This is a genomic window from Desulfobacula sp. (assembly GCF_030611305.1).
Taxonomy (GTDB): Bacteria; Desulfobacterota; Desulfobacteria; order Desulfobacterales; family Desulfobacteraceae; genus Desulfobacula.
Window position 1 is genome coordinate 19855 of the sequence record NZ_JAUWQB010000007.1, and the last position, 23765, is coordinate 43619.

Consider the following 23765-nt stretch of genomic DNA (forward strand, 5'->3'; position numbering starts at 1 on the left):
TGTCTGAAATGCGGGGCAGAGGTGTTATATATCTTTCCGATGCCCTGCCTAATGAACCATACGGTTAATTTGTTTGAATTTTAAAATATCAGGTTTAAAATTTTTTACTTGAAAAAAAGTTGAAAAAAAGGTTGACTTTTATCTGGTACTCTTATCCACCTGTATTTAATATAAAATGATGAAAAAACGGAATGAAAAATGCCGAAATTAATATCTGAAAAACAGATTCTCAAAATCAAATTAGTGAGGAATGTTTTAATCGTATTCCTTTCAATGGCAACGGCACTTTCCATTTATAATATATTTTTTATTTATCCTTCGCTTACCGAACTGGTCATTGATAACACTAAAAACGATGCGGTACGTGTGGCAAAGCACCTGGCTACAACCTTTATGCCGGAAAGGACTGAACAAAGGCCTTCCTCTTTTAATGCAGACATGCAGGGTGAAATTAAAAAAATAATTGACGCCTTTGAGCTGAATAAATTACAGGTTTTCTCAAGTACAGGCGAAATTATTTTTTCTTCAGAACCGGATAATATTGGAAAAGTAAATAAAGAAAAATATTTTCATGAGATCGTAGCCCGGGGAAAAGTTTTTGCAACAGTTGTGAAAAAAGACTCCAACTCAATGGAAGGACAGAGATTGACAGCCGATGTGGTGGAGACGTATGTACCTCAAATGCGTGGGAATACTTTTTTGGGCGCATTTGAAATTTATTATGACATCACAGATCGGAAGGAAAAATTTGATAACCTCTTATCATTTTCCTCTACGGTCTTATTCATTGTCGTGTTTGGTCTTTTATCTGCAATAGTACTGGTCTGGCTAAAGGAGAATAAGACCATTAAAGAGCGCAGGCGAGTTGAAAAAGTATTGCTTGAGAGTGAGGAAAAACTGACAGGAATTCTTAATTCGTTTACCGATTTTGTCATTCTTGTTGACAGGGACTTGAATATTGTCTGGTCCAACAACACCATGGATGATTTTTTTGGCACAAATTCTTTGGGTAAGAAATACTACGATGTTTTTCATTCCCGAAATACACCTTGTACCACATACCATATTGAAAAGTGTTTTCAGGACGGCCGAAGTGTTGAGGATGAGATTGAATGTATAGGGGCAAATGGCGCCCGAATGGACCTGTGGTACACGGCCTCCGTGACTACCCGCTCTGAGGAGGGTGTTCCAACAACATTGATTGTCGTGTATCGGGATATTACCGAGAAAAAGCGGTTGCGGGCAGAAGCTGTCAGGAGTGGTCAACTGGCTTCAATCGGTGAACTTGCGGCCGGTGTTGCACATGAAATCAATAATCCCATCAACGGAATTATTAATTGTGCCCAACTGCTTATCGATGAAAGTGAAGAAGGCTGCGAACAGGCCGAGATCTTCCAGCGAATCATCAAGGCCGGCGGCCGGGTCGCCATGATTGTTCGTAATCTTCTATCCTTTGCCCGGGATACCAAAGATGAGCCGCAGCTGGTCACGCTAAAGAGCCTGCTGTCTGACTGTCTGGATTTAACCGAAACGCAGATACGAAAGGAAGGCATAGACCTTAAGGTAGATATTCCGGATAAAATTCCAGAACTCAGGGTGCGAAGTCATCATATTCAGCAAGTATTTTTAAATATTATCAGCAATGCGAGATATGCTCTCGGCAAAGGTGCCGCTATTGTCCGGAAGAATAAAACAATTGAAATCAAGGGGGAATTGATAGATAGTAATACCCATCACTATGTTCGGTTGAATTTTTTTGATAACGGCATTGGTATACCGGCAGATATAATGGATAGAATCTGCGACCCTTTTTTTTCCAGTAAACCGTCGGGTGAGGGAACAGGTTTAGGATTAAGTATCAGCCATTCTATCATTAAAGATCATGGCGGCAGATTGAATTTTGACAGTGTTGAAGGGGACCATACCAATGTAATAATAGACCTGCCGGTTCAAAGTGAGGATGATTTTGAAAAGGAAAAATAGAATTCTGGTCATTGAGGATGAAGAGATTTTAAGGTTTACCTTTAAATCATTCCTTTTGAAAGAAGGGCATGAAGTGATAACTGCCAAAGATTATTCTTCTGCCATAAAGCTCATTTCCGAGCCTGAACCGGACTTGATCATCGCCGATATTATCCTGGGAGGTAATACAGGCATCGACATCCTCAGGAAAGTCAAAGAAAAAGGTGTGGAGTGCCCGGTCATCATGATTACCGGACAACCCAGCATTGAAACGGCTGCAGAATCCGTCCGTCTGGGTGCCTATGATTACCTGTCCAAACCGGTTGGAAAACAGGACCTGATAAAAATAACAAATCGTGCCCTTCAATATCATTCAATTATGGCAGAAAAAGACAGAATGGAGGCTGAGAAAGAAAAATACCGTTCTGAGCTGGATACAATTTTTAGGAGTGTTCAAGAAGGCATCGTCACCGTTGATGAGCAAATGAAAGTGACAAAGGTGAATGACGCATTTGAGCGGATCTGCGGACTGAATGGCAAAAAGATAATTGGCAGACGGCTGTCTGATGTTTCCGGCCAATGCCGTCAAACATGCTGTCATGTTCTAGAAAAAGTTATACTCACTCAAAAGGGAGTCAAAACCAGTCGGCTTGAATGCCACCATCATGACAGGAACAAACAGATCGTTGTCCTGACCGGCTCACCTTTGCGTGACTTGGAAAATAATTTTTCAGGCGCGGCCTTGGTAATCCGGGATGTAACCAGGGAAAGTGATCTTGAAGGCAGATTAAAGCCCCGTGAAAAATTCATGAATATAATTGGCAGAAGTAAGAAAATGCAGGAATTATATTCCCTTTTGGAAGATCTGGCCGATTCTGATACAACCATCCTGATCACAGGCGAGAGCGGTACGGGCAAGGAACTGGTTGCTGAAGCGCTCCACTATGGCAGCCACCGGGCACAAAAGCCCTTTGTTAAAGTTAATTGTTCAGCTCTTGCAGATTCTTTGCTTGAAAGTGAATTGTTCGGCCATATCAAAGGAGCATTTACAGGTGCGGTAAAAGACCAGCTGGGCCGGTTTGAGATGGCTGACAAAGGAAGTATTCTGCTGGATGAAATCGGTGATATCTCACCCAGATTACAATTAAAGCTGCTCAGAGTTATACAGGAAAAAGAGTTTGAACGTGTAGGGGAATCAACACCGGTCAAGGTGAATGTGAGGATTATTTCCAGCACAAATCAATTGCTTAAAGAATTGGTCCGAACGGAAAAGTTCAGAGCAGATCTTTATTATCGCCTCAAGGTAGTGGAAGTAAATCTACCCCCCCTGCGTGAGCGGATCGATGATATAGCATTGCTGGTCGAACATTTTTGTAAATTGTTTAATAAACGATTCAACAAAGAAATTGGAGACGTCTCCGATGATGTAATTCAGATCTTTTCCGGCTACCCCTGGCCAGGGAATATCAGAGAACTGGAACATGTACTGGAGCGTGCATTCGTTCTGTGTCATACGGATTTTATTACGGTTGATCATCTTCCTTCGGAAATAAGAACATATCATAAAAAGTTAAATTCTTCTTTTGAAGAGAATTTCGCAGTGGATATCAAGGATATTCTCCAGGCACTTGAAATGACAGGCGGTAATAAAGCCAAGGCTGCCAGACTACTGGGAATAAACCGCAAAACCATTTACCGCAAGCTGTCCCACCATGATAGTAGCGATCATTAAAAAAAATCAAAATATAAAGTACAGACCTGAATGTGGCCTGTCACATTAGCGTGACGTCCCACTAGTGTGACATGCCACACTTCTGCCCAAGTTTTTTTGCCTTTTCTATCCTCTTGTATTCTTTCATAACTATTTGAAAAAATAAGAATTATTCTCATGACAAATTTTTAAATCTAAGTGGCATGTCTCTTGCTAATTAAATTCTATAGCCAAATATTTTATGTACGTATCGGCGAGTTGATGAACATTAACAGATAATGAAGACCAGCGGGAAAATTATGAAATCTGACGATTCCAGTGTTTCACACCCAGAGAAGAAAAAAAAATGTCCTTTTATCGGATCTCCATACAAGGACTGCTATTTTCTCGATATGAGCAGCAACAAGATCGCAATGGCGCTTTTCTATTGCCATAATCATTATACGCAATGCGCAATTTATAAAAAGATGAAAACAAAAAAATCTACACAAAAGGATTTGAAGATATGAGCCGAAGAAAATTTTTAAAAACCGCTATTCTCACAGGCTGCACAGCCTTGGTCACGGGAATTCCGCTGGCTACTTACGTCATCTTACCGTCTTTGAAACAAGAACCTGGTAACTGGATTGATTTTGGATCTGTTGAAGATTTGGAACCGGACAATTTTAATATGCTTTCCTATGAGTTCATGGTGAAAGATGGTTGGATAACCCTTCCCCAGAGAGGTTTTGTGTGGGCAAAGGCCGAAGCAAAACAACAGATTAAAATATTTTCATCAACCTGCTCTCATTTAGCGTGCAACGTGATCTGGCAAAAGGAAACCCGGGAATTTGTATGTCCTTGCCATTCCGGCCGGTTCGATGCACAAGGACAGCCCATTGCAGGTCCGCCGTCCCGCCCTTTAACTGTTTTGGAACATAAAGTTGCAGACGGCAATTTAATGGTCTTTATGAAAGTGTAATATTAACCCGTAATAATAGGAGAACATGAATTATGCGTACTAAATTTGTTATCAGTTTGAGTGTGTGCCTGGCACTTTTTATCGGCACACTGCATTTCACTGCCCAGGAAGCCATGGGGGCTTCCAAGCAAGTGCTCATTGCCGCAAAAGTGAAGTCTGCACCGGCAGGATTGGATGATGCCGCCTGGGGAAAAGCCAGGGGGATCGACGTCCCCTTTGAAGGTAAGGAAGTGTTTGCAGGCCAACATACCAGTGTGGCCACTAAGGCAGTTTATACGAAGGACAATATTTTTTTCCTTTATCAATGGAAAGATGCAAACCAAAGTATCACCAAGGGTGCCTGGCAGTATAAAGATGAAAATTGGATCCACCAAAAAGGTAACGAGGATCGGATTTCAATGTTGTTCGAGATTAACCGGATCAACAATTTCGCCACCAAGGGATGTGCAATAGTCTGTCATGTTCCCGACGGTGCAACAAATGCCAAGGATGGAAAATTTGGTACCCTGACAACTGCTGAAAAAGGTGATTTGTGGCATTGGAAAGCTGCTCGGTCTGATCCGGCAGGCTATGCCGACGATACCTGGTTGACAAAGATCAGTGAGAAAAAAGGCGGCCGAAAGGGAGATAAAGGAAGCGGCGGTGACAAGAAAAATATAACGGAGGATAAATCCAAACCAAAATATATGCTGGCCCAGGGTAAATCTTTGGTCAAAAACGGAATTTTGCTTGCGTCCCACGCCGTGGAGATTACGGATTACTCTGTTTTCAAGGATGGAGATACCATTACCTATCGTATGCCTAAAATACCGACAGGCTCTTTTGCTGACATAAAAGCTGATAGCCGTTACGTCAACGGAGAATGGACCGTCATGCTGTCTAGAAAACTTGATACCGGAAATCCGGATGATACCGCCTTTAATCCAAAAAGAAAATACAATTTTGCCATGGCGCTTTTTGATAACTCCGGTGATGAAGATTCTTATGATTCTGAAGTCATCACCCTTAAATTTAAATAATAGATATTTTCAAGGTGGAACCGGTGAATAATATACCCATGAAAACCCGATCTTTAAAACTGCTTGAATTTTTATCTCTGGAAAAGAGTGCCGACAGGCTGCTCGCCCTTGAGGTCCCGAAGGATGCCCTTTCATGGACCCGTTTTTGTGGTGCCCTGCTCCTTGTGTTGGTTGTATTGCTGTTTTTGTCGGGAATCTTCATGGCCTTTTATTACTCACCGATTCCTGGAACAGCCTATGACAGTGTAGATTTTGCCCTGTTTAATGTTCCCTTTGGCAGCGTTGTAAAAGGCGTTCATCATTATTCCTGGAATCTTTTGCTCATGGTCATGGGTGTCCATCTTGGTCGATCCTTGATCCTCGGCAGTTACAAGGCACCCAGACAGATGGTCTGGGTCACGGGTGTGATAATTTTGCTATTCGTGCCCTTGTTTATCATTACCGGAGATCTTTTGCCTTGGGATCAGAAGGGATACTGGTCAACCCAGGTTCGTTTAAGTATCATTTCATCAGTCCCGGGTATGGGTCATATTGCCGCTCGACTTCTTCAGGGCGGTTCTCTGACCGGCGTTGTGGCCTTGACCCGGTTTTATGTACTCCACATCCTGATGCTGCCCGGGCTGCTTGTCTTGCTTATAGCGGTTCATTTTCATTTCATCCGTCATCGTGGATTATCAGAACCGCTGGGCGCAGACCCGGTCTCCCGGCCCAGGATTCCTTTTTATCCGAATGTGGTGAATCGCTGGCTGTTTTTGTTCATTATGGTTTCTATCATTCTGGGAGTCATCAGTTGGCATTGGATACCACCTTTTGGTGATCCGGCCGATCCAACAGATTCTTCATATATACCCAAACCAGAGTGGTGGGTCCTGTTTTTGAATCAGCTCGTATCTGTCTTTAAAGGCGGTTTGGCCGTGTTGGGGTCAACAATAATTCCTGCAGGACTGGCAGGGCTGTTGATATGTTTGCCATTCATAGATCGTTCCCCCCATCGGCATCCGGCCCGCCGGTGGAAAATTCTTTTGCCTGCCGCCGCGATAGTGATTGCCATCCTCACGCTTTCTATAATGGGATACATGGAACACTTTGTCCTGGTTGAGAATTAATATGTTCAACGCTTGCCAGGACAAGACCGGATAAGCTCGGAGTAATTCAAGATTTATGAAGTTGTTAAGATATATAATTTTAATAAAGGTGTATCATGCGTAAAGACAAACAACTATTTACGGTTTTTGCCGTTGTATCGCTTCTATTTTTTATGTGGACCGGGAAAAGCGTTTGCCTGGCCGCAGACATATTTATCATAAGGGCTGAACACCTTCAGCAGGCCCCGAAAGGATTGAAAGATCCGATTTGGAATCAAATCTCGTCTATACCTGTTTCCGTTCAGGGAAGAGATGTTCTGTCCGAATCAAAAAGCATCGTATCCACACAGTCAGCTTATACGGATGAATTTATTTATTTTAAATTAAAATGGAAGGATCCCACCAGAAGTGTCGTTAAGCAATCCTGGAAATTTGACGGAGTCAACTGGCATCACCAGGAAGGAAATGAAGACCGGATAGCCCTTCTTTTTGAAACTACCCGGATCAACAAATTTGCAACACGGGGGTGCGCGGTGACATGTCACAGCCCTCCGGATGTCCCTAAAAAAGACTGGAAATTTACCACCAGGACCAGTGCTGAAAAAGGCGATTTGTGGCACTGGAAATCTGCCCGGTCCGCCCCTTATCAATATGCAGATGATGCCTGGCTGACCATTGCCGGCAATCCAACCGGATCATACCGTGAAACCGGCAGGAGAAAAGATGCCGGAAAAGGTGGAGACATTAAAAATCATACTCAGGACGAATCAAAACCGATTTACATGCAAGATCCAACTAAAAAGCAGACTGTGCCCGGATTTCTCCTGAAGGAAGAAGCAATAAAAATAAATGACTATTCGATTTTCAAGGCTGGAGATATTATTCCTTTCCGGCTGCCTGTAAAACCTGGCGGTTCGCGGTTTGATGTTAAAGCCGAAAGTCAATGGGCAGATGGTCACTGGACGGTCATGCTTTCCAGAAAACTGGATACCGGCCATGGGGATGATGTAAGTTTTAATCCCTTGAAAAGGTATAGTTTTGCCATGGCCTTGTTTGATGATTCAGGAGATGATCATTCAAAGGCAACCAGACCGATGATATTAATCTTCGACCATTAAATTCGGACATAGAGTACCTGGAGTTTTAGGGCATTAAGCAAAAATACCTATACAAGGAGGCCTTGTTATGGACCCATTTTTGCGATACCCTGCTGTGAGAGTTCATATTGGATAATATGGATAAAAATTTTAATAGTTTGGAGACCATGTGGAATCAATTAGTTTTGAAAACAGGGTTGCTATTGTAACCGGTGCAGGAGAGGGGATCGGAAGAGAATATGCATTGGATTTTGCAAACAGAGGGGCCTGTGTTGTGGTCAATGATATCGGCCATGGGCCGGACCAGTGCCGGACAGCAGACAGGGTTGTGGATGAAATAAAAAGAGCCGGTGGTCAGGCAGTTGCCAGTTTCGATTCCGTGGCTACCATGGCAGGCGGTCAGCACATTGTTGACACAGCCATGGATCATTTCGGGAAGGTGGATATCCTGATTAATAATGCCGGGATACTGCGGGACCGGACATTTATGAAGATGACGGAACAAGAGTGGGATGACGTTATTGCCGTCCATTTGAAAGGCGCTTTTTGTGTGACCCAGCCGGCAGTAAAAATCATGAAAGAGAACGGGTACGGCCGAATCGTATTTACTGCCTCATCCTCGGGCATGTATGGAAATTTCGGCCAGGCAAATTACGGGGCTGCCAAAATGGGGGTTATAGGCATTATGAACACCCTGAAACTGGAAACAGCCAGGTATAATATTAAAATCAATACAGTGGCTCCCAATGCCGCAACCGGCATGACTCAGGGGGCTTTCCCCGACGAGGTGGCCAAAAGAATCAAGCCTGCATTTAACACGCCTATGGTGACCTTTCTGTGTTCTGAAGAAAACCGGGAATCCGGGATGCTTTTTACCATGAGTGCCGGCTGGTTTGCCCGTTCGGCAATGGTTTCCGGCAAAGGCCGTTGCATTGGAGATACAAAAAGACCGATAAGGGCAGAAGAGATCAGGGATCAGTTTGATCAGATAAAAAGTCTTGAGAATGCTCGCCCCTATGAACATTGCGGTGAGATTTACAGCCTGGGAAGACCTCTGACCGGCAGATAGGGGATAAAGCTGTGGCGGGGCTACGCACTTTCCAAATCCTGCTTAGTCATCACAACGGGCGGTTTTTTCATCTTTCTGGATTGTACGGGAGCAATTTTTTTATCAATATTAATACCTAAAATTTTTTTATACAAAAAAATCTCAAATAGTGGGCAATCCACCTGCAATATGTTTCTTCAGTCTGGTATGCATAATGATGATAGCGTAAAACCTGTCGAACCTGATCCATGAGTTTTAATGATGAATCAGGCTTGAATTTTTGATTGACTTCCATGGTTTCATATTGTATTGGCAAAGGAAAAAAAGGCAATAGGTGATTTTCTATTTATTTACACTGTTGTGCCTATCTATATTGAAAAAGAAAAATGGTATTTTCTATCGTGTTGAATACAAGAAAACTTGCTGAAGAAATTTCAAAGAAGTTGTTTCATGGGAAAGAAAGTCAGTTTCTTCATGACCAGGAACTTATTGAAGATCTTATGTTGGTATTGAACCATTTGGAGAAACATCAACAAATTGAAAAATATATTTCTCGTTTCAAGGGAAAACAGACACAAGTGATTGGAGCACTTGCAGAATCGAGGATATCGTATTTTCTGGAGCAAATTGGGTTTAAAATTTGTACCTGGGAACCCACAGGGGCAGGCAATTACGAAGGTGATTTTACTGTTCAGTTTGGCAACTTACCACAGATATTTGTTGAGGTAAAAGCACCTACATGGGAAGGCGAGCTTACACGAGAAGAATTGCTCGGTGAACGCAAGCTCCAGCCCAAATATTTACATGATGAAGCTCGATTTGCCGATCCAGTTAGCCTGATTGTTGGCGCTATAGAAAAAGCACTTCCAAAATTTGAAAAGAACAAAATCAATCTTCTCGCTGTTGGAGGCTATTTATCTTTTCTTTCTCCATTTGAAATACCAAGAAATATTTTTGAACCTAAAATTAATTATGAACTTTCAAAAATAAATATTGAATACCTTGGCGGAATTTTCATCCTTGACTTAGGTAATTGGGGAAATGGTATTCAGTACAAGTCTTATTACATTAGAAATCCAGTTGTTCAGTCTATCTCCTCCCTACCTGAAAAAGTTGAGGAAAAGCTATGTGAAAACAATCAAACAGCTTTTTTCCGTTGAAGTTAAAAGGCACAACCAGGCGCTTGAGATGGACTGGGCAAAGCCGTGCCGCTTTTCGAAAGGCAGTATTTGACCGGTAGTTTTTACCTTTATCATTGTTTTTCGGTTATCGTTGTCCAGCCACTCAGCTTTACATTCTGTGTAGATAGCCATGAAACAAACGACAAGAATAATGTGGATTGAAAAAAATGGATTATAAGAATATCGGAAGAATGATTAAAAAAGGTCTATCACGTAGTTTGTCGTCTAAGATCGACTTTCAAAAGAGTTGGCATCGCAGAAATCACACTCACATGTATAAAAGTATTATGGTGAGCGTATCATCTGACTATAGTGGACCACATATAACTGCGGCTTTATGGAGTGAAGGTGATATATTATCTGATAGATGTAGTATATCTTTTTTTAAACGCCCTATTGATTCTTTTATTGAAGGTGTGAACCAAATAACACTTGAAGTGAGCAAAGCAAAAAACAGTCACCCTGAATTGTACTATTTCAAAAGCACTAGCTTAATGAAGGATGATTTAAAAGAATATCTTTCAAGATTAAAAGCAGGTGGGGATGCTTTGTGCTCTCCTCGCATAGAAGAAATGCTTAAAAATGGTAATACTAATACCTTTAAGAACAAAAAAAAGCTAATCCATATATATGAAATGTATAGCAATGGCTCATGGAGCATTACTGATAAAGAACCTTGGATTGAACATACGTCAGGTTGTGATTATGACTAAAAACCCCACAGAACAAGCCGCTCGATAGGAGGGGGCTACTGAGCGGCTCTTGAAGATTTCGGCTATAACATAAATTTTAACTATGCTGAGGTTGTCGGCATAAAACCCCCGACCCCCTCAGCTTTGCGTTATGCAATAAAACAAAAGGTGAAAAATAATGGATAATTCTGGAAGCATTAATGGATCTCTACCACCCCTTAGGATGGTTCCCCCAAGCCAGTTGGATGCTTATATAATTGTTGCCCGTGACCTTTTGCAAGGGGTTGAAGCGCTATCAAATATTAATACTATTAATCATAGAGCGTGTTCGTTAATTGCCGCACACGCATTGGAATGTACACTTAAAGCTTTTTTGTGGTATAAGGGCAAAAAAGAGGAGATTCGTAAACCTAAAGTCCAACATAACCTAATAACCCTTTGGGATATGTCTTACAATGAAAAGACCTTGAATATTCCAAAATCACCACCTGACTGGGTCAAAATACTTAGCTTAGGCCATGGTCCGAATTTTTATTTTCGATATCAGGAAGGAGAAAAAAAGGCTGTGGTTCAAGGAGGACAAACCCCCGCATTGATTCCTATGGCGATAGCATTAAAAGAAATAATCGAAAAAGTAGAGAATGTGATTAAGTTGTAATGAAATAATTTTCTGAAAATTTTGCGTAACCAGCGGGTGAACCGGACAGCAAGGGGCTGCTTCTTTTTAAAGATTGAAAAACTTTTGAATGATGTGCTTTCAATTGATTTTATTGGAAACCCTTGCTGCCCGTTACCCAAACGTTATGCCCCAAAAGGATCCAGAATGAAAACAGAAGACTTGGGAAATTCAAAATTAATAAATCTTATTTTCAAGCCAGCTGGAATTCTTATGGGGAGTAGGATCAGAAAATGGCTAATGAATCCTGTGAAAACTCTTCAAATAGCTGATGTTCAGCCTACCCAGACCATTTTAGAGGTGGGATGTGGTACAGGCTTTTTCACAATACCGGCAGCACAACTGGTTGGTGACCAAGGGTCTTTGGTAGCAATGGATGCTTCATCCGGATTTCTTGAAGTAGTAGCCAAGAAAGTGGAAAAGGCCAACTTGAAAAATGTTTCTATTATTCAAAGAGATGCGCTGAATACAAGATTAGAGACTGCAAGCATAGATAAAGTTCTTTTATTTGGCGTGATCCCTTTTCCATTGCTACCTTTGGATAAGCTTTTACCTGAGATGCATCGAATTCTTAAACCAGATGCTACCATGGCAGTATGGCTTTTTCCACCTTTGGTACACTCATGGGTGCCAAAAGCAATACTTCAAACAAATATATTTGAGCTTATTAATAAGAAGAATAGTGTCTATAATTACAAACGGATATAATGGAAGGCATAACAAATGAATTGAGATGGATTTTTAAATGCTGACGCATTTAAAAACCACTCATTCAAAGCGTTAGGTTTGCAACAGGAGAAAAGTACATGTTTGAAAATCCGTCATTAATAACGCGTATAGCAATTGGTAAAGCAGTAGGTTTTTTGTTTGGGCTTATCGGTTTTATTTGTTTACCATACTTTTTGCCAGAAACTGATTGGTTACTTCGGTGGGGTATTTTGCTGTGGTACACCACACTTGGCGCAATTATTGGGGTATTCGGGGTCTTTACCTATCATCCAATACTAAAACTGCCTTTCCCCTGGTGGTTTCGGGCACCCTTATTGGGAGCGTGGATGAACTTTGTTCTAACCTTTTTTGCTTTTGATGCTATGCAGACTATGATGTTCTCTGTATTTGGTGAGAATGGTATATTAACTTCACCGTTTTGGTTCACTGCTGAAGGAGCGATTATTGGACTAATTATGGGATATTTAGCCACGAGGTTTGGCGGAGAGGGCAAGGCAACGGTTAGGAAATAAATTTGATAACACCTAAAAACTTAACAAGGCAAATTAACATGGATATTTTGTTACGCTACGCTCTACAAAATACCAGTTATTTGCGGCGTTCGATCCATAAAGGAGGGAATGAAAATGCATATGAAAAAAATCACTTACCTGTTTATTTCACTACTTATTGTGCTGGCTATTGGCACTGCCAGCGCCACTGCCCAAGGCATACAACCGTCAGGCAAGGAAATAGGGATAGATAAGCAGGGAAATACTATCTATCAAGTCCAAGCGAATGGAATTAAAATAGGCTACAAATTGATTGGCTCAGGTGAACCACTCGTCATGATTATGGGGTTGGGTGCTACAATGGATCTTTGGCCTATAGAGATCATCCAAATGTTGTCAAAGAATTATCAACTGATCATACTGGACAACCGGGGCATGGGATATACAACGACTAATGACGAAAAGTTTAATTATAAATTGTTTGCAGATGACGTCATTAGCCTCCTTACCGTTCTTGGTGTAAAAAAGACAAATGTGCTAGGGTATTCCATGGGAAGTGTGATCACCCAAAAACTATTACTGGAGTATCCGGAACAATTTAATAAAGCAATTATCCACGCAACCTCTGCAGATGGAAGTGATGTCGCTAAAGCTTTAACAGGTAAAACACCTGACAACCCAACCGTTATACGACAAGTTTTAGCTACAATCCATTGGAAGACCCCCATGGACCAACTACCTTCCATTGCTAATCAGGTCATGTTTCTTGTTGGAACTTCGGATCACATAGTCGGAATTGAAAGTTCAAAGACCCTCGCTTCCGCAATTCCTGGGGCATGGCTGGTTCAATTCAAAAATGGAACACACCATTTGATAATTGAAGCGCCTATCGAATTTGCCAAGGTCGTTTTAACCTTCCTAAATATTAATGAGACGATTGATGTGAAATAATTGCTACAATGTAATGTATGGCCACTCGAACAAGCTCTTCCAGCGGATCGCAAAAAGCCGCGCTCGCTGAAGAGCGGCGTTATATTTCTAACCTAAAATAAAAGGTGTAAGATTATGTTGCTAAAGACATTCACAAAAGAAATATTTAGATCAAAATGTATGCCAAGCGCTGAATCAGTTCATTGTTTTGCACATCTTGATGAGGATATTCAAGATGTGCTACCTTATCTTAACGCCGAACTCGGTGGCTCTTCTTATACAAAAGAACCACCATCAGTAACCTTTAAAGTTCATGGCAAACTAATGACCGTTCATCCAAGGAAAATTGCAATTAATGCACTCAAGGATGAAAAGGAAGCTGAAAAAATATTAATTTGGCTTAAAGGCATAATAAATGACACATGGGATAGGCATGATGAAATAGAACCCAGCTATGAAAGTGTGCCTCAGCCTGTTCTTTTTGAGATTCTCAAGCTTTTACCAAAATCTAACTGCCGAGAGTGTAATGAACCTACTTGTATGGTATTTGCTGCACGAGCAGTAGAAGGTGTAAAAGGTCATAATGACTGCCCTACGATAGAAGCAGAAAACAGAGAAAAGCTCAAAAAATACTTGTCTCAATTTCATTTTGAGTAAATAAATTGAATATAACCTGTCAGTTCAGGTGACAGCCAGGGTCTTCGCCGTTTTGGCAGGTTGTTGTAAAATTGAAATATATTATTTTTAGCAGAGGTAGTGGTAACCCTGGCCGCACCTGACTTCTGCGATATAATTTAAAAGGGGCAGTGATATTTTGATAAACATATTGGTAAAGTTCAGGAGTAGATCATGATTAAACCTTATGTATATGTACTTATTGATCCCAGAAAACAGAATAAGGTTTTTTATGTTGGTAAAGGAAAAGGTGCGAGAGCGACTCATCACATCGTTGAAACAAAAAAAGAAATATCAAGCACAAATACAGACTCTAAAAAAGATGTTGAAGGTGCATTGACAAATTTGAATACTTTGGGCTTAACTGATAAGCAGGCTTAAATCGCAGAATTGCTTGAGGAAAAATATAAAGCAGAAGATATTTGCAGGGTGGTGGCAATTATAGATACCGAGGAAGAAGCTTTCGCTTGTGAATCCCTTCTGATTCATTTCGTATATGGATTGAATAATCTATCCAAATATTAAAGCTGGACACAAAAGTTCACGGTTTAGACCCCCAGAAGCTGAAAAACGAAAAAATCCATCGAACCAGTCGTGTACCCTGACCGGAGTCCACGGCGGTCCTTCCAAGCAGTTCCTCGGTCAGCAGGTTCACTCAAACGTTCGGTTCCTTTTTTACAAAACAAAAAATACTTGACGGTTGACGTAACTTGTCATATCATAAAGTCATGATAAAGACGTTTAAATGTAAAGACACCGAAAAGCTTTTTAATGATTTAGAGGTAAAAAAATTTAGAAGCATTTATAGAACAGCACGAATAAAACTTGAGGTGCTAAATGCTGCTGTATCATTAAACAGTTTACGAGTTCCGCCAGGAAACAGGCTTGAACAATTAAAAGGAAATAGAAAAGGTCAACATAGCATCAGAATCAATAATCAGTGGCGCATTTGTTTTATCTGGAAAGGAGAAAGCGTTAATGCGGTAGAAATTGTTGATTACCATAAGGGGTGAAATCATGACAAAAACATTATCTCCAATCACACCGGGTGATATTCTTTTAGAAGAATTTCTTAAGCCAATGAACATCACTCAAAACCAATTATCAAAAGATATTTGCGTACCTGCAAATCGTGTTAGCCAAGTGGTTCATGGTAAAAGAGAAATCACCGCTGACACTGCACTTAGGCTCGGTAAATATTTTGGTATAGAACCAGAATTTTGGCTTAACCTGCAAGTGCGATACAATATGAAAATTGCTCGAAAGAAGATAGGAAAAAAGATTGAAAAAGAAGTCAAAGTCTATTTTTCTCAAACTGAAAGACTTAACCATGCAAGTGGATGATTCAATGACAGCGTGACCGAACATGGCGCTGGAGTGGATCGGGTGCTACTGAGCGGCTTTCGAAAGTTTCTGCTTTAACAAAAATTTTAATCATGCAGAGATTGTCGGCATTATGCCCCCGACCACTCAGCTTTGCGTTAATCCTAACAATAATAGAAAAATATACTTTGAAAACTATATCACAATGAGGTATAGTTTAATTTATGAAAAGACTTTCAACTAAATGAGAAAATCAATAAAAGAAGCAATTGGAACAACTATTCAGGATATGCTTGACTCTGGGTTTCAATCATCGTTTACAAAAAAAGAACTCAATTCGCTCGGGGTTAAAATTCCAGATATTGTAATAACATCTACAGACATTAAAGGAATTAGAAAAAAAACGAATCTAAGTCAAGCTGTATTTGCTAAATTGTTAAATGTCAGTCCATCATCTGTCAAGCAATGGGAGCAAGGGAAAAGAGTCCCAACAGGATCAACAAAAGTATTACTGGAACTTCTCAATAAATCCCCTCATCTTCTTAATTATAGAATTGGTATATAATTTATTCAGTGATTCAATGGATTTATTTGATTATCATGTTTTCCGGTAGACGGACGGCCACAACATTACCCGTTGCACAGACTTTATTGTTTGCCAGTAATTTTGCATCGACCACCACTTTTTTCTCTTTTATTTCAACAACTTTGCCACGGATTTCAAGTTCCACACCCAAAGGTGTCGGAGCAAGATAATCCACTTTTAAGGATGCAGTGACAAACCGAAGGGATGGTTCCGTATCCATCTCTCTGCCTTCTTTTCGGTAGGTTGCAGCAGCAGCAGTTCCCACACAATGGCAGTCAATAAGAGATGCAATCAAGCCGCCATAAACAAATCCCGGAATGGCAATATGGTGTTCATTGGGAAGGAACTTAACAACACTTTCTTCTCCATCCCAATAGCTTTTTATCTGTAATCCGTGCTCATTCAGCCTGCCGCATCCGTAGCAGTGACTGAAATCTTCCGAATAGTAGTCCTGAAATGCTTTCATTTTTTATGTCTCCTTTGCAAAAGATTAATTCGTATTAAATATAGTACTGAAGGGTAAGCCCCACCCCGACTTCTTTTAAATTGACAACCTTGGACAGGGCGATTTTTGATGTAAGGTCTGTACAATGACAGGCATGAATCTCTATGGGATGAAGGTTTTCAAAGTAGGAAATGGTACCATCAAGCTGGTGTTTTGAGGGATTTTGCAGATGAAATCCTCCGATAACATCCAGGATTTGCTGGTCCCCGCAGATTTTTTTTGCATATTCAATGATATTGCATATGCCTGCGTGGGAACATCCGGTAATAATGACGAGTCCTTTTGAGGTTTTACAGACAAGGGCGGAATCTTCAATGACTTTATCGTCTTCACTGGCCCCGTCTTTTCTGCCAAATGTCAGGTCACCCTCAAAATCATTTGTTCTTGGTATTTCTCCAAGAAATACAAGATGCTCGGTCAAAAATTGAGGTTCTTTGCTCAAGCTAAGATCAAAGTGCTTGGCAAGTCTGTCTTTTGAAATCAAAGAGCCGAATTCTCTGAACCCGTCAGCGCCGGCACCAGTCAAACTTTTCGGATGTGCGACCAGGGCAGGGCGTGAAAAAGAACGGTGTTCAATTTCCAATTCAGCAAAATACCGGATGAACGGTTCTATCCCCCATGTATGATCCAGGTGGCTGTGGGAAAGAACAATAAAATCCAGATGATTCAGGTCTTTTCCCATCTTCTGGGCATTCTTGATAAAGATGTCCGAATAACCCGTATCAAATAAAACAGACAACCCCTCAACCTCGATGAGGAATGACAATCCGGGCTCTGCCAGAAAATACCGGTCAATAAGAGTATTGTTGTCTACAAGAACAGTGAGCCGCATAATCATTTCCTTTGTCACAAACGGGCTGTGCAAGTTAATGCCATTCCATGCGACATTTTTTTTGCTTCCGCACCAACATAGATGATTCCCCATGCAAGTCAAGCAAAAAAGGGATGACCCCAAGGTGATTGCAGGTAAATTATAAAATTTTGCCAATAAGACCGGACTTGGTTAAAAATCTATACAGCAACTTTTTTTATTTGACAAAAAAGATTCATATGTTACTATTCAATTAATCGCTTGAATAATAGAGGAATAGAATATCATGAACCCGAACAGACGATTTAAAGATGAAATATATGATCAATTTTCACGGATTGGCAAAGCGGTTTCAAGCCCCAAACGACTTGAGCTTTTAGATATCCTTTGCCAGGGAGAAAGAACGGTTGAAAACCTTGCAAATGAAACCTCCCTTACCATTGCCAATACGTCTCAACACCTTCAGGTATTAAAAAATTCCCGACTAGTTGAACAGGAAAAAAAGGGATTGTATGTGGTCTACCGGCCTGCGCCCATGGTCTGCGAATTCTTTTTATCCATGCGCAAGGTTGCTGAGAATCGGATTGCAGAAATTGAACAGATTAAAAACCGCTTTCTTGAAGGGAAAAAAGGAATGGAATCGATTGACCGGGATGCATTGATAAAACGCATACAAAAAGAAGAGGTCACCATACTGGATGTCCGCCCGCCGGAAGAATTCAGGGCAGGTCATATTAAAGGAGCCGTGTCCGTTCCCTTGAAGGAACTTGGACTCATGCTGACAAAACTTCCTAAAAATAAAGAAATTGTTGCTTACTGTCGGGGACCTTATTGTGTCCTTTCTGTTGAGGCAGTCCAGTTGTTAAACGAGAAAGGATATCATGCAGTACGTCTTGAAGAAGGTGTCCAGGACTGGCGTGCCATGGGACTGCCTGTGGCCTCAGGTGAATAATAATTTAAGGAAAGTGATTTGAAGACAATTAAAAAAAACTTCACTGCATTGATTGTAATCTTTCTTACAATCAGTGCGTTGTGGTTTACCAACCGGGCGGTTACTCTCCAGGATGCATCCTGGGAGGATGTAGTAGCAGAATCAAAGGCCGGTGGGTATAACCTTATAAAAACAGATGAGCTTTGGGAAAAATACCAGAAAGATCCGGACAACCTTCTCTTTGTTGATACCCGCCAGGAATGGGAATTTCGAACAGGACATATCAAACAGGCCGTCAATTTTCCCATGGAGCCAACCTGGCTTTCCCGATGGCAGAAAAAAACTTCTCTTGAAAAGTTTTTAGGGCCGGATAAAGACCGGACCATTGTTTTTTACTGAGCCGGCCTGGCATGAGTCCGAAGCGACTCGGCAGCCCGTGTGGCTGTAAAACTTGGTTACACAAATATTTATCGTGATCCTCTAGGCTATCCTGAATGGCAGGCAAAAGGATTTCCTGTAAACAGCACTCCAGCCGGAACAGCTGGTATAGCCCAAATCGGAGAGGTTTCAAACTCTTCCGGAGACAATGCCTATGGTCAACTACACGGCTGGGCCATGACCTGGACGCTTCTGGGTATTTTTGTCGGTGGTATGGCCCTGAACCTTACTCCATGCGTATATCCCCTCATCCCGGTCACCATATCCTATTTTAGCGGCAGGAGCGGTAAAGGACAGACTATTGCCCACGGCTTATGCTATGTGGGCGGAATCGCCTTTACAAATTCATTACTGGGAGTGTTTGCCGCCTTGACAGGCGGCTTGATGGGAGCAATTCTCCAGCATCCCCTGGTACTGATGATTATCGCAGTTCTTTTAATTTCTCTTTCTTTCAGCCTGTTCGGGTTCTGGGAATTACGGGTTCCTTATGGGCTTATGCAGGCAGCAACAAAATCACATGCAGGATTTTTAGGCTCTTTATTTATGGGACTCATGATGGGGGTCGTTGCAGCCCCTTGTATCGGTCCGTTTGTCCTGGGTTTGCTCACCTGGGTAGCCAGCATGGGTAGTCCCTGGCTGGGGTTTATCATTTTCTTTACCTTAAGTTTAGGATTGGGTCTGCCAATTTTTTTCCTGGCCATATTTTCGGGTAATATCAGTAGGCTTCCCCGGTCGGGTGAATGGATGCTATGGGTCAGAAAACTCATGGGTTGGGTCTTGATGGGTATGGCTGTCTATTTTATCCAGCCGCTTTTTCCCAAAACCATCGGAATTTTTGTTATGGCAGGGGTGGCTCTTTTGGCAGGGCTTCACCTGGGCTGGGTCGACAAAACAAAGGCAGCGTTTAAATCCTTTGAATGGATTAAAATGACTGTAGCCATGGCGGCATTCGTATTCATGACCATTCTTGTGGGAAGCTTTATCACCCAGGGGCCTGGAGTAAGTTTTAATTCCTATGATAAAAATCTGCTGGTACAGGCAAAAAATGAGGGAAAACTTGTGATTATAGATTTTTTCGCAGAATGGTGCAGCCCCTGTCGGGAACTTGATGATATTACTTTTCATGACGACAGAGTGGTGGAGCCGATAGCAAAGGATTTTATTCTGATCAAGGTGGACCTGACCCTCAAAGGTAATCCAATCCATGAGAAACTACTAAATGAATATCATATTAAAGGGGTTCCAACTATTGTGTTCCTGGACAGGAAAGGCCAGGAAATCAAAGAACTTCGTCTGGTAGATTTTGAACCCCCGGAACTATTTCTGGAAAGGTTAAACAAGGCAAAACAGATACAATAAAAATATTTAAGGAGGCAATTATGTTAAAAGTGAGTTTTTTTTTAAACGAGCCCAATGGGAAGCCATGAAAGCACTTCAAAAAAATCATGCCCAGGCTGGGCAAAATATATGATATAGAGATCGAAGTCATATCCAAACCCAAAGCCGAATACAATACAGATGAATACTTTGAACTGGATCTGCCCCTGGCCCCTGCAGTCATGGTGGGCGATGAAATCGTGACGGAAGGGGCAGATGTGCCCCAGTATGATATAGAGGCGACTATTTGCAGACATCTGAACTTGCCGTTTCCGGAAAAAAAAGAAAAGGGGCTTTTAGGAAAAGTATTCAAAAAATAAAAATGAGGCTTTGGCTAATCTTATTTCAAAATGCACAAGGCAATGACCGGCAGTCTGTAGAAAAGAATCAGGTTCAGGTTGTTAGAAGATGGCCTCATTATTTAATGTTCTTTCTTTAACATGATGGGATACTGACGTGACAAACTCATCCATGGAAAGTCCCATTCTGACCTTGCCGTCAAGGGTTCTGACAGAAAGAGTTTCGCTTCCTTTTTCTTTATCTCCGATGGTGATGATCAACGGGATATAGTTTAACTGGGCATCCCTGATTTTCTTTTTCAGGGTTTCGCTTCTTTTGTCCACCTCACATCTGATTTTACATGCTTCAAGTTCTGATTTGATCTGGCTGGCATATTCCAACAAATCCTGGTTGATGGGAAGCAGGATGGCCTGCACAGGCGCCAGCCACAACGGGAATTTTCCGGCAAAATGTTCCACAAGGATGCCGAAAAATCTTTCCAGAGATCCATAAATAGTGCGGTGGATCATTATGGGTCGGTGCTTTTCATTATCTTTGCCTTTGTAAGTCAGGTCAAATCTTTCCGGCAAAGCCATATCCAGTTGGATTGTTCCGCATTGCCAGGTTCTGTCTAAAGCATCTTTGATGTGGAGATCGATTTTAGGTCCGTAAAATGCACCATCCCCTTCATTAATAACGTATCCATGACCATAGAGTTCCAATGCAGCCTTAAGGCCGTTTGTAGCTTCTTCCCACTGCTCATCTGAGCCGATTGATTTTTCGGGCCGGGTGGAGAGTTCCAGATTAAAATTCAGGCCGAACCTGCTATAGATTCTCTGGGACAGTTTCAGTACACCAAGGACTTCATTTTCGATTTGATCCGGAGTCATGAAAATATGGGCATCATCCTGATGAAAGGCGCGAACCCTGAAAAGACCTGAAAGTGCTCCGGAAAATTCGTGCCTGTGAACCAGGCCGATTTCGCCGGCTCTTATGGGAAGATCCCTGTAGGAATAGGCCTTTGTTTTGTAAATCAGCATGCCGCCGGGGCAGTTCATGGGTTTTATGGCATATTCTTCATCATCAATCACGGACGTATACATATTTTCACGGTAATTTTCCCAGTGACCGCTTTGTTCCCAGAGTTTTTTGTTGAGCATGACAGGGGTTTTGGTTTCCACATAACCTGCAGCTCTGTGTTCATCACGCCAGTATTCAAGGAGGGCATTCCATACCTCAACGCCCTTTGCATGGAAAAAGGGCATGCCGGCAGCTTCATCATGAAAAGAGTAAAGATCCAGTTTGGTGCCAAGTTTTCGGTGATCCCGTTTTTTGGCTTCCTCAATCAGGTGGATATACTTGTTGAGCTTTTTTTTATCAAAAAACGAGATGCCGTAAAGTCGCTGGAGCTGTTCCCTTGTCTGGTCTGCTCTCCAGTAGGCACCGGATATCTTTAACAGTTTGAAACCTTTAATCATGCCGGTATGGGGAATGTGGGGGCCTCGGCAAAGGTCTATGAATTTACCATTCTGATAAAGGGATATTTCTTCGGCTCCGTCAAGTTCATTGATGAGTTCAAGCTTAAATGGATTGTCCTTGAATATGTCAAGGGCCTCTCCCTTTGAAACAACTTTGCGTTCAAATGTATTTTTGGATTTGATAATTTTTTTCATTTCCGTTTCAATGGCGCCAAAATCATCTTTTGAGATTGGGTCCATATCAATATCATAATAAAATCCGTCTTCCACCACAGGACCGATGGTCAGTTTGGCATCCGTATAAATGTTTAACACGGCTTCGGCCATGACATGGGCAGAAGAATGCCTTAAGATGTCAAGACCTTCATCATCCTTGGCGGTTATAAAACTGATGGTGCAATTTTCCTTGATGGGAAGGCTTAAATCCAAAAGCAGGTCATCAATTTTCATTGCCACACAATTTCTGGCAAATCCGTCTGAAATACTTTTGGCAACATCCATTCCTGTGGGGATGTTTTCAAAGCTCTTTATACTATTGTCCGGAAATGTTATGTTAATCATCTTGTTTTCCATTGTGTTATGGTGTCAGTTAAATGTAAAACATGAATTTTAGAAGAAGTGGTGTAAACAATCAAGGGAAAAAACATTGAATTACAAGTTTATTGAATCGGATACGGAACTGAAAAACGTCTGTGATGCACTTTTAAGCGAAAAAATAATTGGTGTGGACCTGGAAGCGGATTCCATGCACTGTTTTAAGGAAAAAATCTGTTTAATCCAGGTTGCCACGGAAAAAGAAGCCTTTCTAATTGATCCGTTTAAAATCAAAGAAGTATCACCGTTTATGAAGGTGCTTGAAAATGATGATGTGATAAAAGTATTTCATGGGGCAGATTTTGATATCAGAAGTCTTGACAGGGATTATCAGGCACGGGTGAACAACCTGTTTGACACGGAAATTGCCTGCCGGTTTTTAGGCATCAAAGAACGGGGGCTTGCCGCCCTGTTAAAACGAAATTTTAACGTAGACGCAGATAAAAAATATCAAAAAGTAGACTGGGCAAAACGTCCGCTCAAACAGGGGATGATTGAATATTGTGTGGGGGATGTGGCATATCTGGTAAAGCTGCATGATATTATTCATCAAAAGCTTGTGGCAAAGGGGCGGCTTCTTTGGGCCAAAGAAGAGTTTGAAATACAAGAGCAGGTCCGATATGAAAACAATCATGCTTTACCCTTGTTTAGAAAATTTAAAGGCGCCGGTAAAATAGACAACAGAAGTCTTGCAGTTCTTGAAAATTTATTGCAGGTTCGGTTAAAGATTGCACAAAAAAAGGACCAACCCTTATTTAAAATTATGTCAAACGCCTCTTTAATGACTATGGCCTACGAGAAACCTGTGACAATTGATCAGATGGTGAGAATAAGGGCAATAAGCCCAAAACAGGCAGATATGTATGGAAAACTTTGCCAGGAAGCCATTGTTAAGGCAATTAATCTTGATCATAAGGAATTACCTTCATATCCGAAAACCAGAAGGCCCAGAAAAGATGTCCGGGTTCAGGAAAGGATCGAACGGCTGAAAAAGAGAAGAGAAAAGCAAAGCCACTCAATTGGGATTGAACCGGGATTTTTATTGAATAATGCAGTGATTGGTTCCATTGCTTTTAAAAATCCTGCAACATCCGAAGACCTCCTAAAGATTGAACATGTAAGGTATTGGCAGGTAGAGGCGATCGGCCGGGATATTATTTCAACCCTTGGGTATTGATGATGGAGA

The 23765-nt window shown here is 41.5% G+C and carries 26 protein-coding genes; 22 read left to right on the forward strand and 4 right to left on the reverse strand.

Features of this window, described 5'->3' with window-relative positions; translation table 11 throughout:
• Nucleotides 1-198 precede the first annotated feature (198 nt).
• From QAI40_RS02280 to QAI40_RS02310, 7 genes are all read left to right on the forward strand, one after another.
• Complete coding sequence (locus QAI40_RS02280; protein ID WP_299982687.1) at nucleotides 199-1983, forward strand: two-component system sensor histidine kinase NtrB; 1785 nt, start codon at nucleotides 199-201, stop codon at nucleotides 1981-1983.
• Nucleotides 1967-3694 carry a sigma-54 dependent transcriptional regulator gene (locus QAI40_RS02285; RefSeq protein WP_299982690.1) on the forward strand — a complete coding sequence of 576 codons (1728 nt, stop codon included), beginning with the start codon at nucleotides 1967-1969 and terminating at the stop codon, nucleotides 3692-3694. Before QAI40_RS02280 ends, QAI40_RS02285 begins: the two co-directional genes overlap by 17 nt.
• A gap of 484 nt (nucleotides 3695-4178) precedes the next feature.
• A complete protein-coding gene (locus QAI40_RS02290; RefSeq protein WP_299982693.1) occupies nucleotides 4179-4634 on the forward strand; it encodes a QcrA and Rieske domain-containing protein in 456 nt (151 codons plus the stop codon).
• A 32-nt stretch (nucleotides 4635-4666) separates the two neighbouring features.
• Nucleotides 4667-5653 carry an ethylbenzene dehydrogenase-related protein gene (locus QAI40_RS02295; RefSeq protein ID WP_299982696.1) on the forward strand — a complete coding sequence of 329 codons (987 nt, stop codon included), beginning with the start codon at nucleotides 4667-4669 and terminating at the stop codon, nucleotides 5651-5653.
• Between the two features lie 23 nt (nucleotides 5654-5676).
• Entirely contained in the window at nucleotides 5677-6759 is a 1083-nt protein-coding gene (locus QAI40_RS02300) for a cytochrome b (protein WP_299982699.1), read from the forward strand.
• A gap of 95 nt (nucleotides 6760-6854) precedes the next feature.
• The gene (locus tag QAI40_RS02305; RefSeq protein ID WP_299982702.1) at nucleotides 6855-7856 is read left to right on the forward strand and encodes an ethylbenzene dehydrogenase-related protein; all 1002 of its coding nucleotides are present in this window, start codon (nucleotides 6855-6857) and stop codon (nucleotides 7854-7856) included.
• A 148-nt stretch (nucleotides 7857-8004) separates the two neighbouring features.
• Nucleotides 8005-8904: an SDR family oxidoreductase gene (locus QAI40_RS02310; protein WP_299982704.1), complete on the forward strand. Its 900-nt coding sequence runs from the start codon at nucleotides 8005-8007 to the stop codon at nucleotides 8902-8904.
• A gap of 115 nt (nucleotides 8905-9019) precedes the next feature.
• On the opposite strand, the gene QAI40_RS02315 is transcribed toward QAI40_RS02310, so the two are convergent.
• Complete coding sequence (locus QAI40_RS02315) at nucleotides 9020-9178, reverse strand: phage integrase N-terminal SAM-like domain-containing protein (protein WP_331520613.1); 159 nt, start codon at nucleotides 9176-9178, stop codon at nucleotides 9020-9022.
• A gap of 91 nt (nucleotides 9179-9269) precedes the next feature.
• Between QAI40_RS02315 and QAI40_RS02320 the strand changes: the two genes are divergently transcribed.
• From QAI40_RS02320 to QAI40_RS02370, 11 genes are all read left to right on the forward strand, one after another.
• Nucleotides 9270-10043, forward strand: a complete 774-nt coding sequence (locus tag QAI40_RS02320) for a hypothetical protein (protein ID WP_299982707.1) — start codon at nucleotides 9270-9272, stop codon at nucleotides 10041-10043.
• Between the two features lie 188 nt (nucleotides 10044-10231).
• Nucleotides 10232-10777 carry a hypothetical protein gene (locus QAI40_RS02325; protein ID WP_299982710.1) on the forward strand — a complete coding sequence of 182 codons (546 nt, stop codon included), beginning with the start codon at nucleotides 10232-10234 and terminating at the stop codon, nucleotides 10775-10777.
• A gap of 157 nt (nucleotides 10778-10934) precedes the next feature.
• On the forward strand, nucleotides 10935-11414 hold the full coding sequence (locus tag QAI40_RS02330) for a hypothetical protein (RefSeq protein WP_299982713.1): 480 nt from the start codon (nucleotides 10935-10937) through the stop codon (nucleotides 11412-11414).
• 165 nt (nucleotides 11415-11579) lie between these two features.
• Nucleotides 11580-12140 (forward strand): class I SAM-dependent methyltransferase, encoded by a 561-nt coding sequence (locus QAI40_RS02335; RefSeq protein WP_299982716.1) that lies wholly within the window; start codon nucleotides 11580-11582, stop codon nucleotides 12138-12140.
• A gap of 98 nt (nucleotides 12141-12238) precedes the next feature.
• Complete coding sequence (locus tag QAI40_RS02340) at nucleotides 12239-12673, forward strand: hypothetical protein (RefSeq protein WP_304511444.1); 435 nt, start codon at nucleotides 12239-12241, stop codon at nucleotides 12671-12673.
• 120 nt (nucleotides 12674-12793) lie between these two features.
• A complete protein-coding gene (locus tag QAI40_RS02345; protein ID WP_299982723.1) occupies nucleotides 12794-13603 on the forward strand; it encodes an alpha/beta fold hydrolase in 810 nt (269 codons plus the stop codon).
• Nucleotides 13604-13717: 114 nt separating this feature from the next.
• Nucleotides 13718-14239 (forward strand): (Fe-S)-binding protein, encoded by a 522-nt coding sequence (locus QAI40_RS02350; protein WP_299982727.1) that lies wholly within the window; start codon nucleotides 13718-13720, stop codon nucleotides 14237-14239.
• Between the two features lie 192 nt (nucleotides 14240-14431).
• Complete coding sequence (locus tag QAI40_RS02355; protein ID WP_299982730.1) at nucleotides 14432-14638, forward strand: LEM-3-like GIY-YIG domain-containing protein; 207 nt, start codon at nucleotides 14432-14434, stop codon at nucleotides 14636-14638.
• Nucleotides 14639-14985: 347 nt separating this feature from the next.
• Nucleotides 14986-15270, forward strand: a complete 285-nt coding sequence (locus QAI40_RS02360; protein WP_299982732.1) for a type II toxin-antitoxin system RelE/ParE family toxin — start codon at nucleotides 14986-14988, stop codon at nucleotides 15268-15270.
• A 4-nt stretch (nucleotides 15271-15274) separates the two neighbouring features.
• Nucleotides 15275-15601: a HigA family addiction module antitoxin gene (locus tag QAI40_RS02365; protein ID WP_299982735.1), complete on the forward strand. Its 327-nt coding sequence runs from the start codon at nucleotides 15275-15277 to the stop codon at nucleotides 15599-15601.
• Between the two features lie 223 nt (nucleotides 15602-15824).
• Nucleotides 15825-16145 (forward strand): helix-turn-helix domain-containing protein, encoded by a 321-nt coding sequence (locus QAI40_RS02370; RefSeq protein WP_299979794.1) that lies wholly within the window; start codon nucleotides 15825-15827, stop codon nucleotides 16143-16145.
• Between the two features lie 22 nt (nucleotides 16146-16167).
• Here QAI40_RS02370 and QAI40_RS02375 read toward each other — a convergent pair whose 3' ends face one another.
• Both QAI40_RS02375 and QAI40_RS02380 read right to left on the reverse strand, forming a co-directional pair.
• Entirely contained in the window at nucleotides 16168-16632 is a 465-nt protein-coding gene (locus QAI40_RS02375) for a PaaI family thioesterase (RefSeq protein ID WP_299979791.1), read from the reverse strand.
• A 34-nt stretch (nucleotides 16633-16666) separates the two neighbouring features.
• Entirely contained in the window at nucleotides 16667-17503 is an 837-nt protein-coding gene (locus QAI40_RS02380; RefSeq protein WP_299979788.1) for an MBL fold metallo-hydrolase, read from the reverse strand.
• A gap of 265 nt (nucleotides 17504-17768) precedes the next feature.
• Here QAI40_RS02380 and QAI40_RS02385 point away from each other — a divergent pair, with 265 nt between their 5' ends.
• From QAI40_RS02385 to tsoC, 3 genes are read left to right on the forward strand one after another with little or no spacing between them, the layout of a single operon-like run.
• Nucleotides 17769-18434 carry an ArsR/SmtB family transcription factor gene (locus tag QAI40_RS02385; RefSeq protein WP_299979785.1) on the forward strand — a complete coding sequence of 222 codons (666 nt, stop codon included), beginning with the start codon at nucleotides 17769-17771 and terminating at the stop codon, nucleotides 18432-18434.
• 18 nt (nucleotides 18435-18452) lie between these two features.
• Nucleotides 18453-20210 carry a rhodanese/DsbD fusion-like selenoprotein TsoB gene (gene tsoB, locus QAI40_RS02395; RefSeq protein WP_367278867.1) on the forward strand — a complete coding sequence of 586 codons (1758 nt, stop codon included), beginning with the start codon at nucleotides 18453-18455 and terminating at the stop codon, nucleotides 20208-20210.
• Nucleotides 20211-20230: 20 nt separating this feature from the next.
• On the forward strand, nucleotides 20231-20548 hold the full coding sequence (gene tsoC, locus QAI40_RS02400) for an NEPxGxxU motif selenoprotein TsoC (protein WP_332370016.1): 318 nt from the start codon (nucleotides 20231-20233) through the stop codon (nucleotides 20546-20548).
• Between the two features lie 81 nt (nucleotides 20549-20629).
• Here the strand turns inward: tsoC and thrS are convergent, their stop codons facing one another.
• Entirely contained in the window at nucleotides 20630-22546 is a 1917-nt protein-coding gene (thrS, locus tag QAI40_RS02405) for a threonine--tRNA ligase (protein WP_299979774.1), read from the reverse strand.
• Between the two features lie 85 nt (nucleotides 22547-22631).
• Here thrS and QAI40_RS02410 point away from each other — a divergent pair, with 85 nt between their 5' ends.
• Nucleotides 22632-23756 (forward strand): ribonuclease D, encoded by a 1125-nt coding sequence (locus QAI40_RS02410; RefSeq protein WP_299979771.1) that lies wholly within the window; start codon nucleotides 22632-22634, stop codon nucleotides 23754-23756.
• Nucleotides 23757-23765 lie beyond the last annotated feature (9 nt).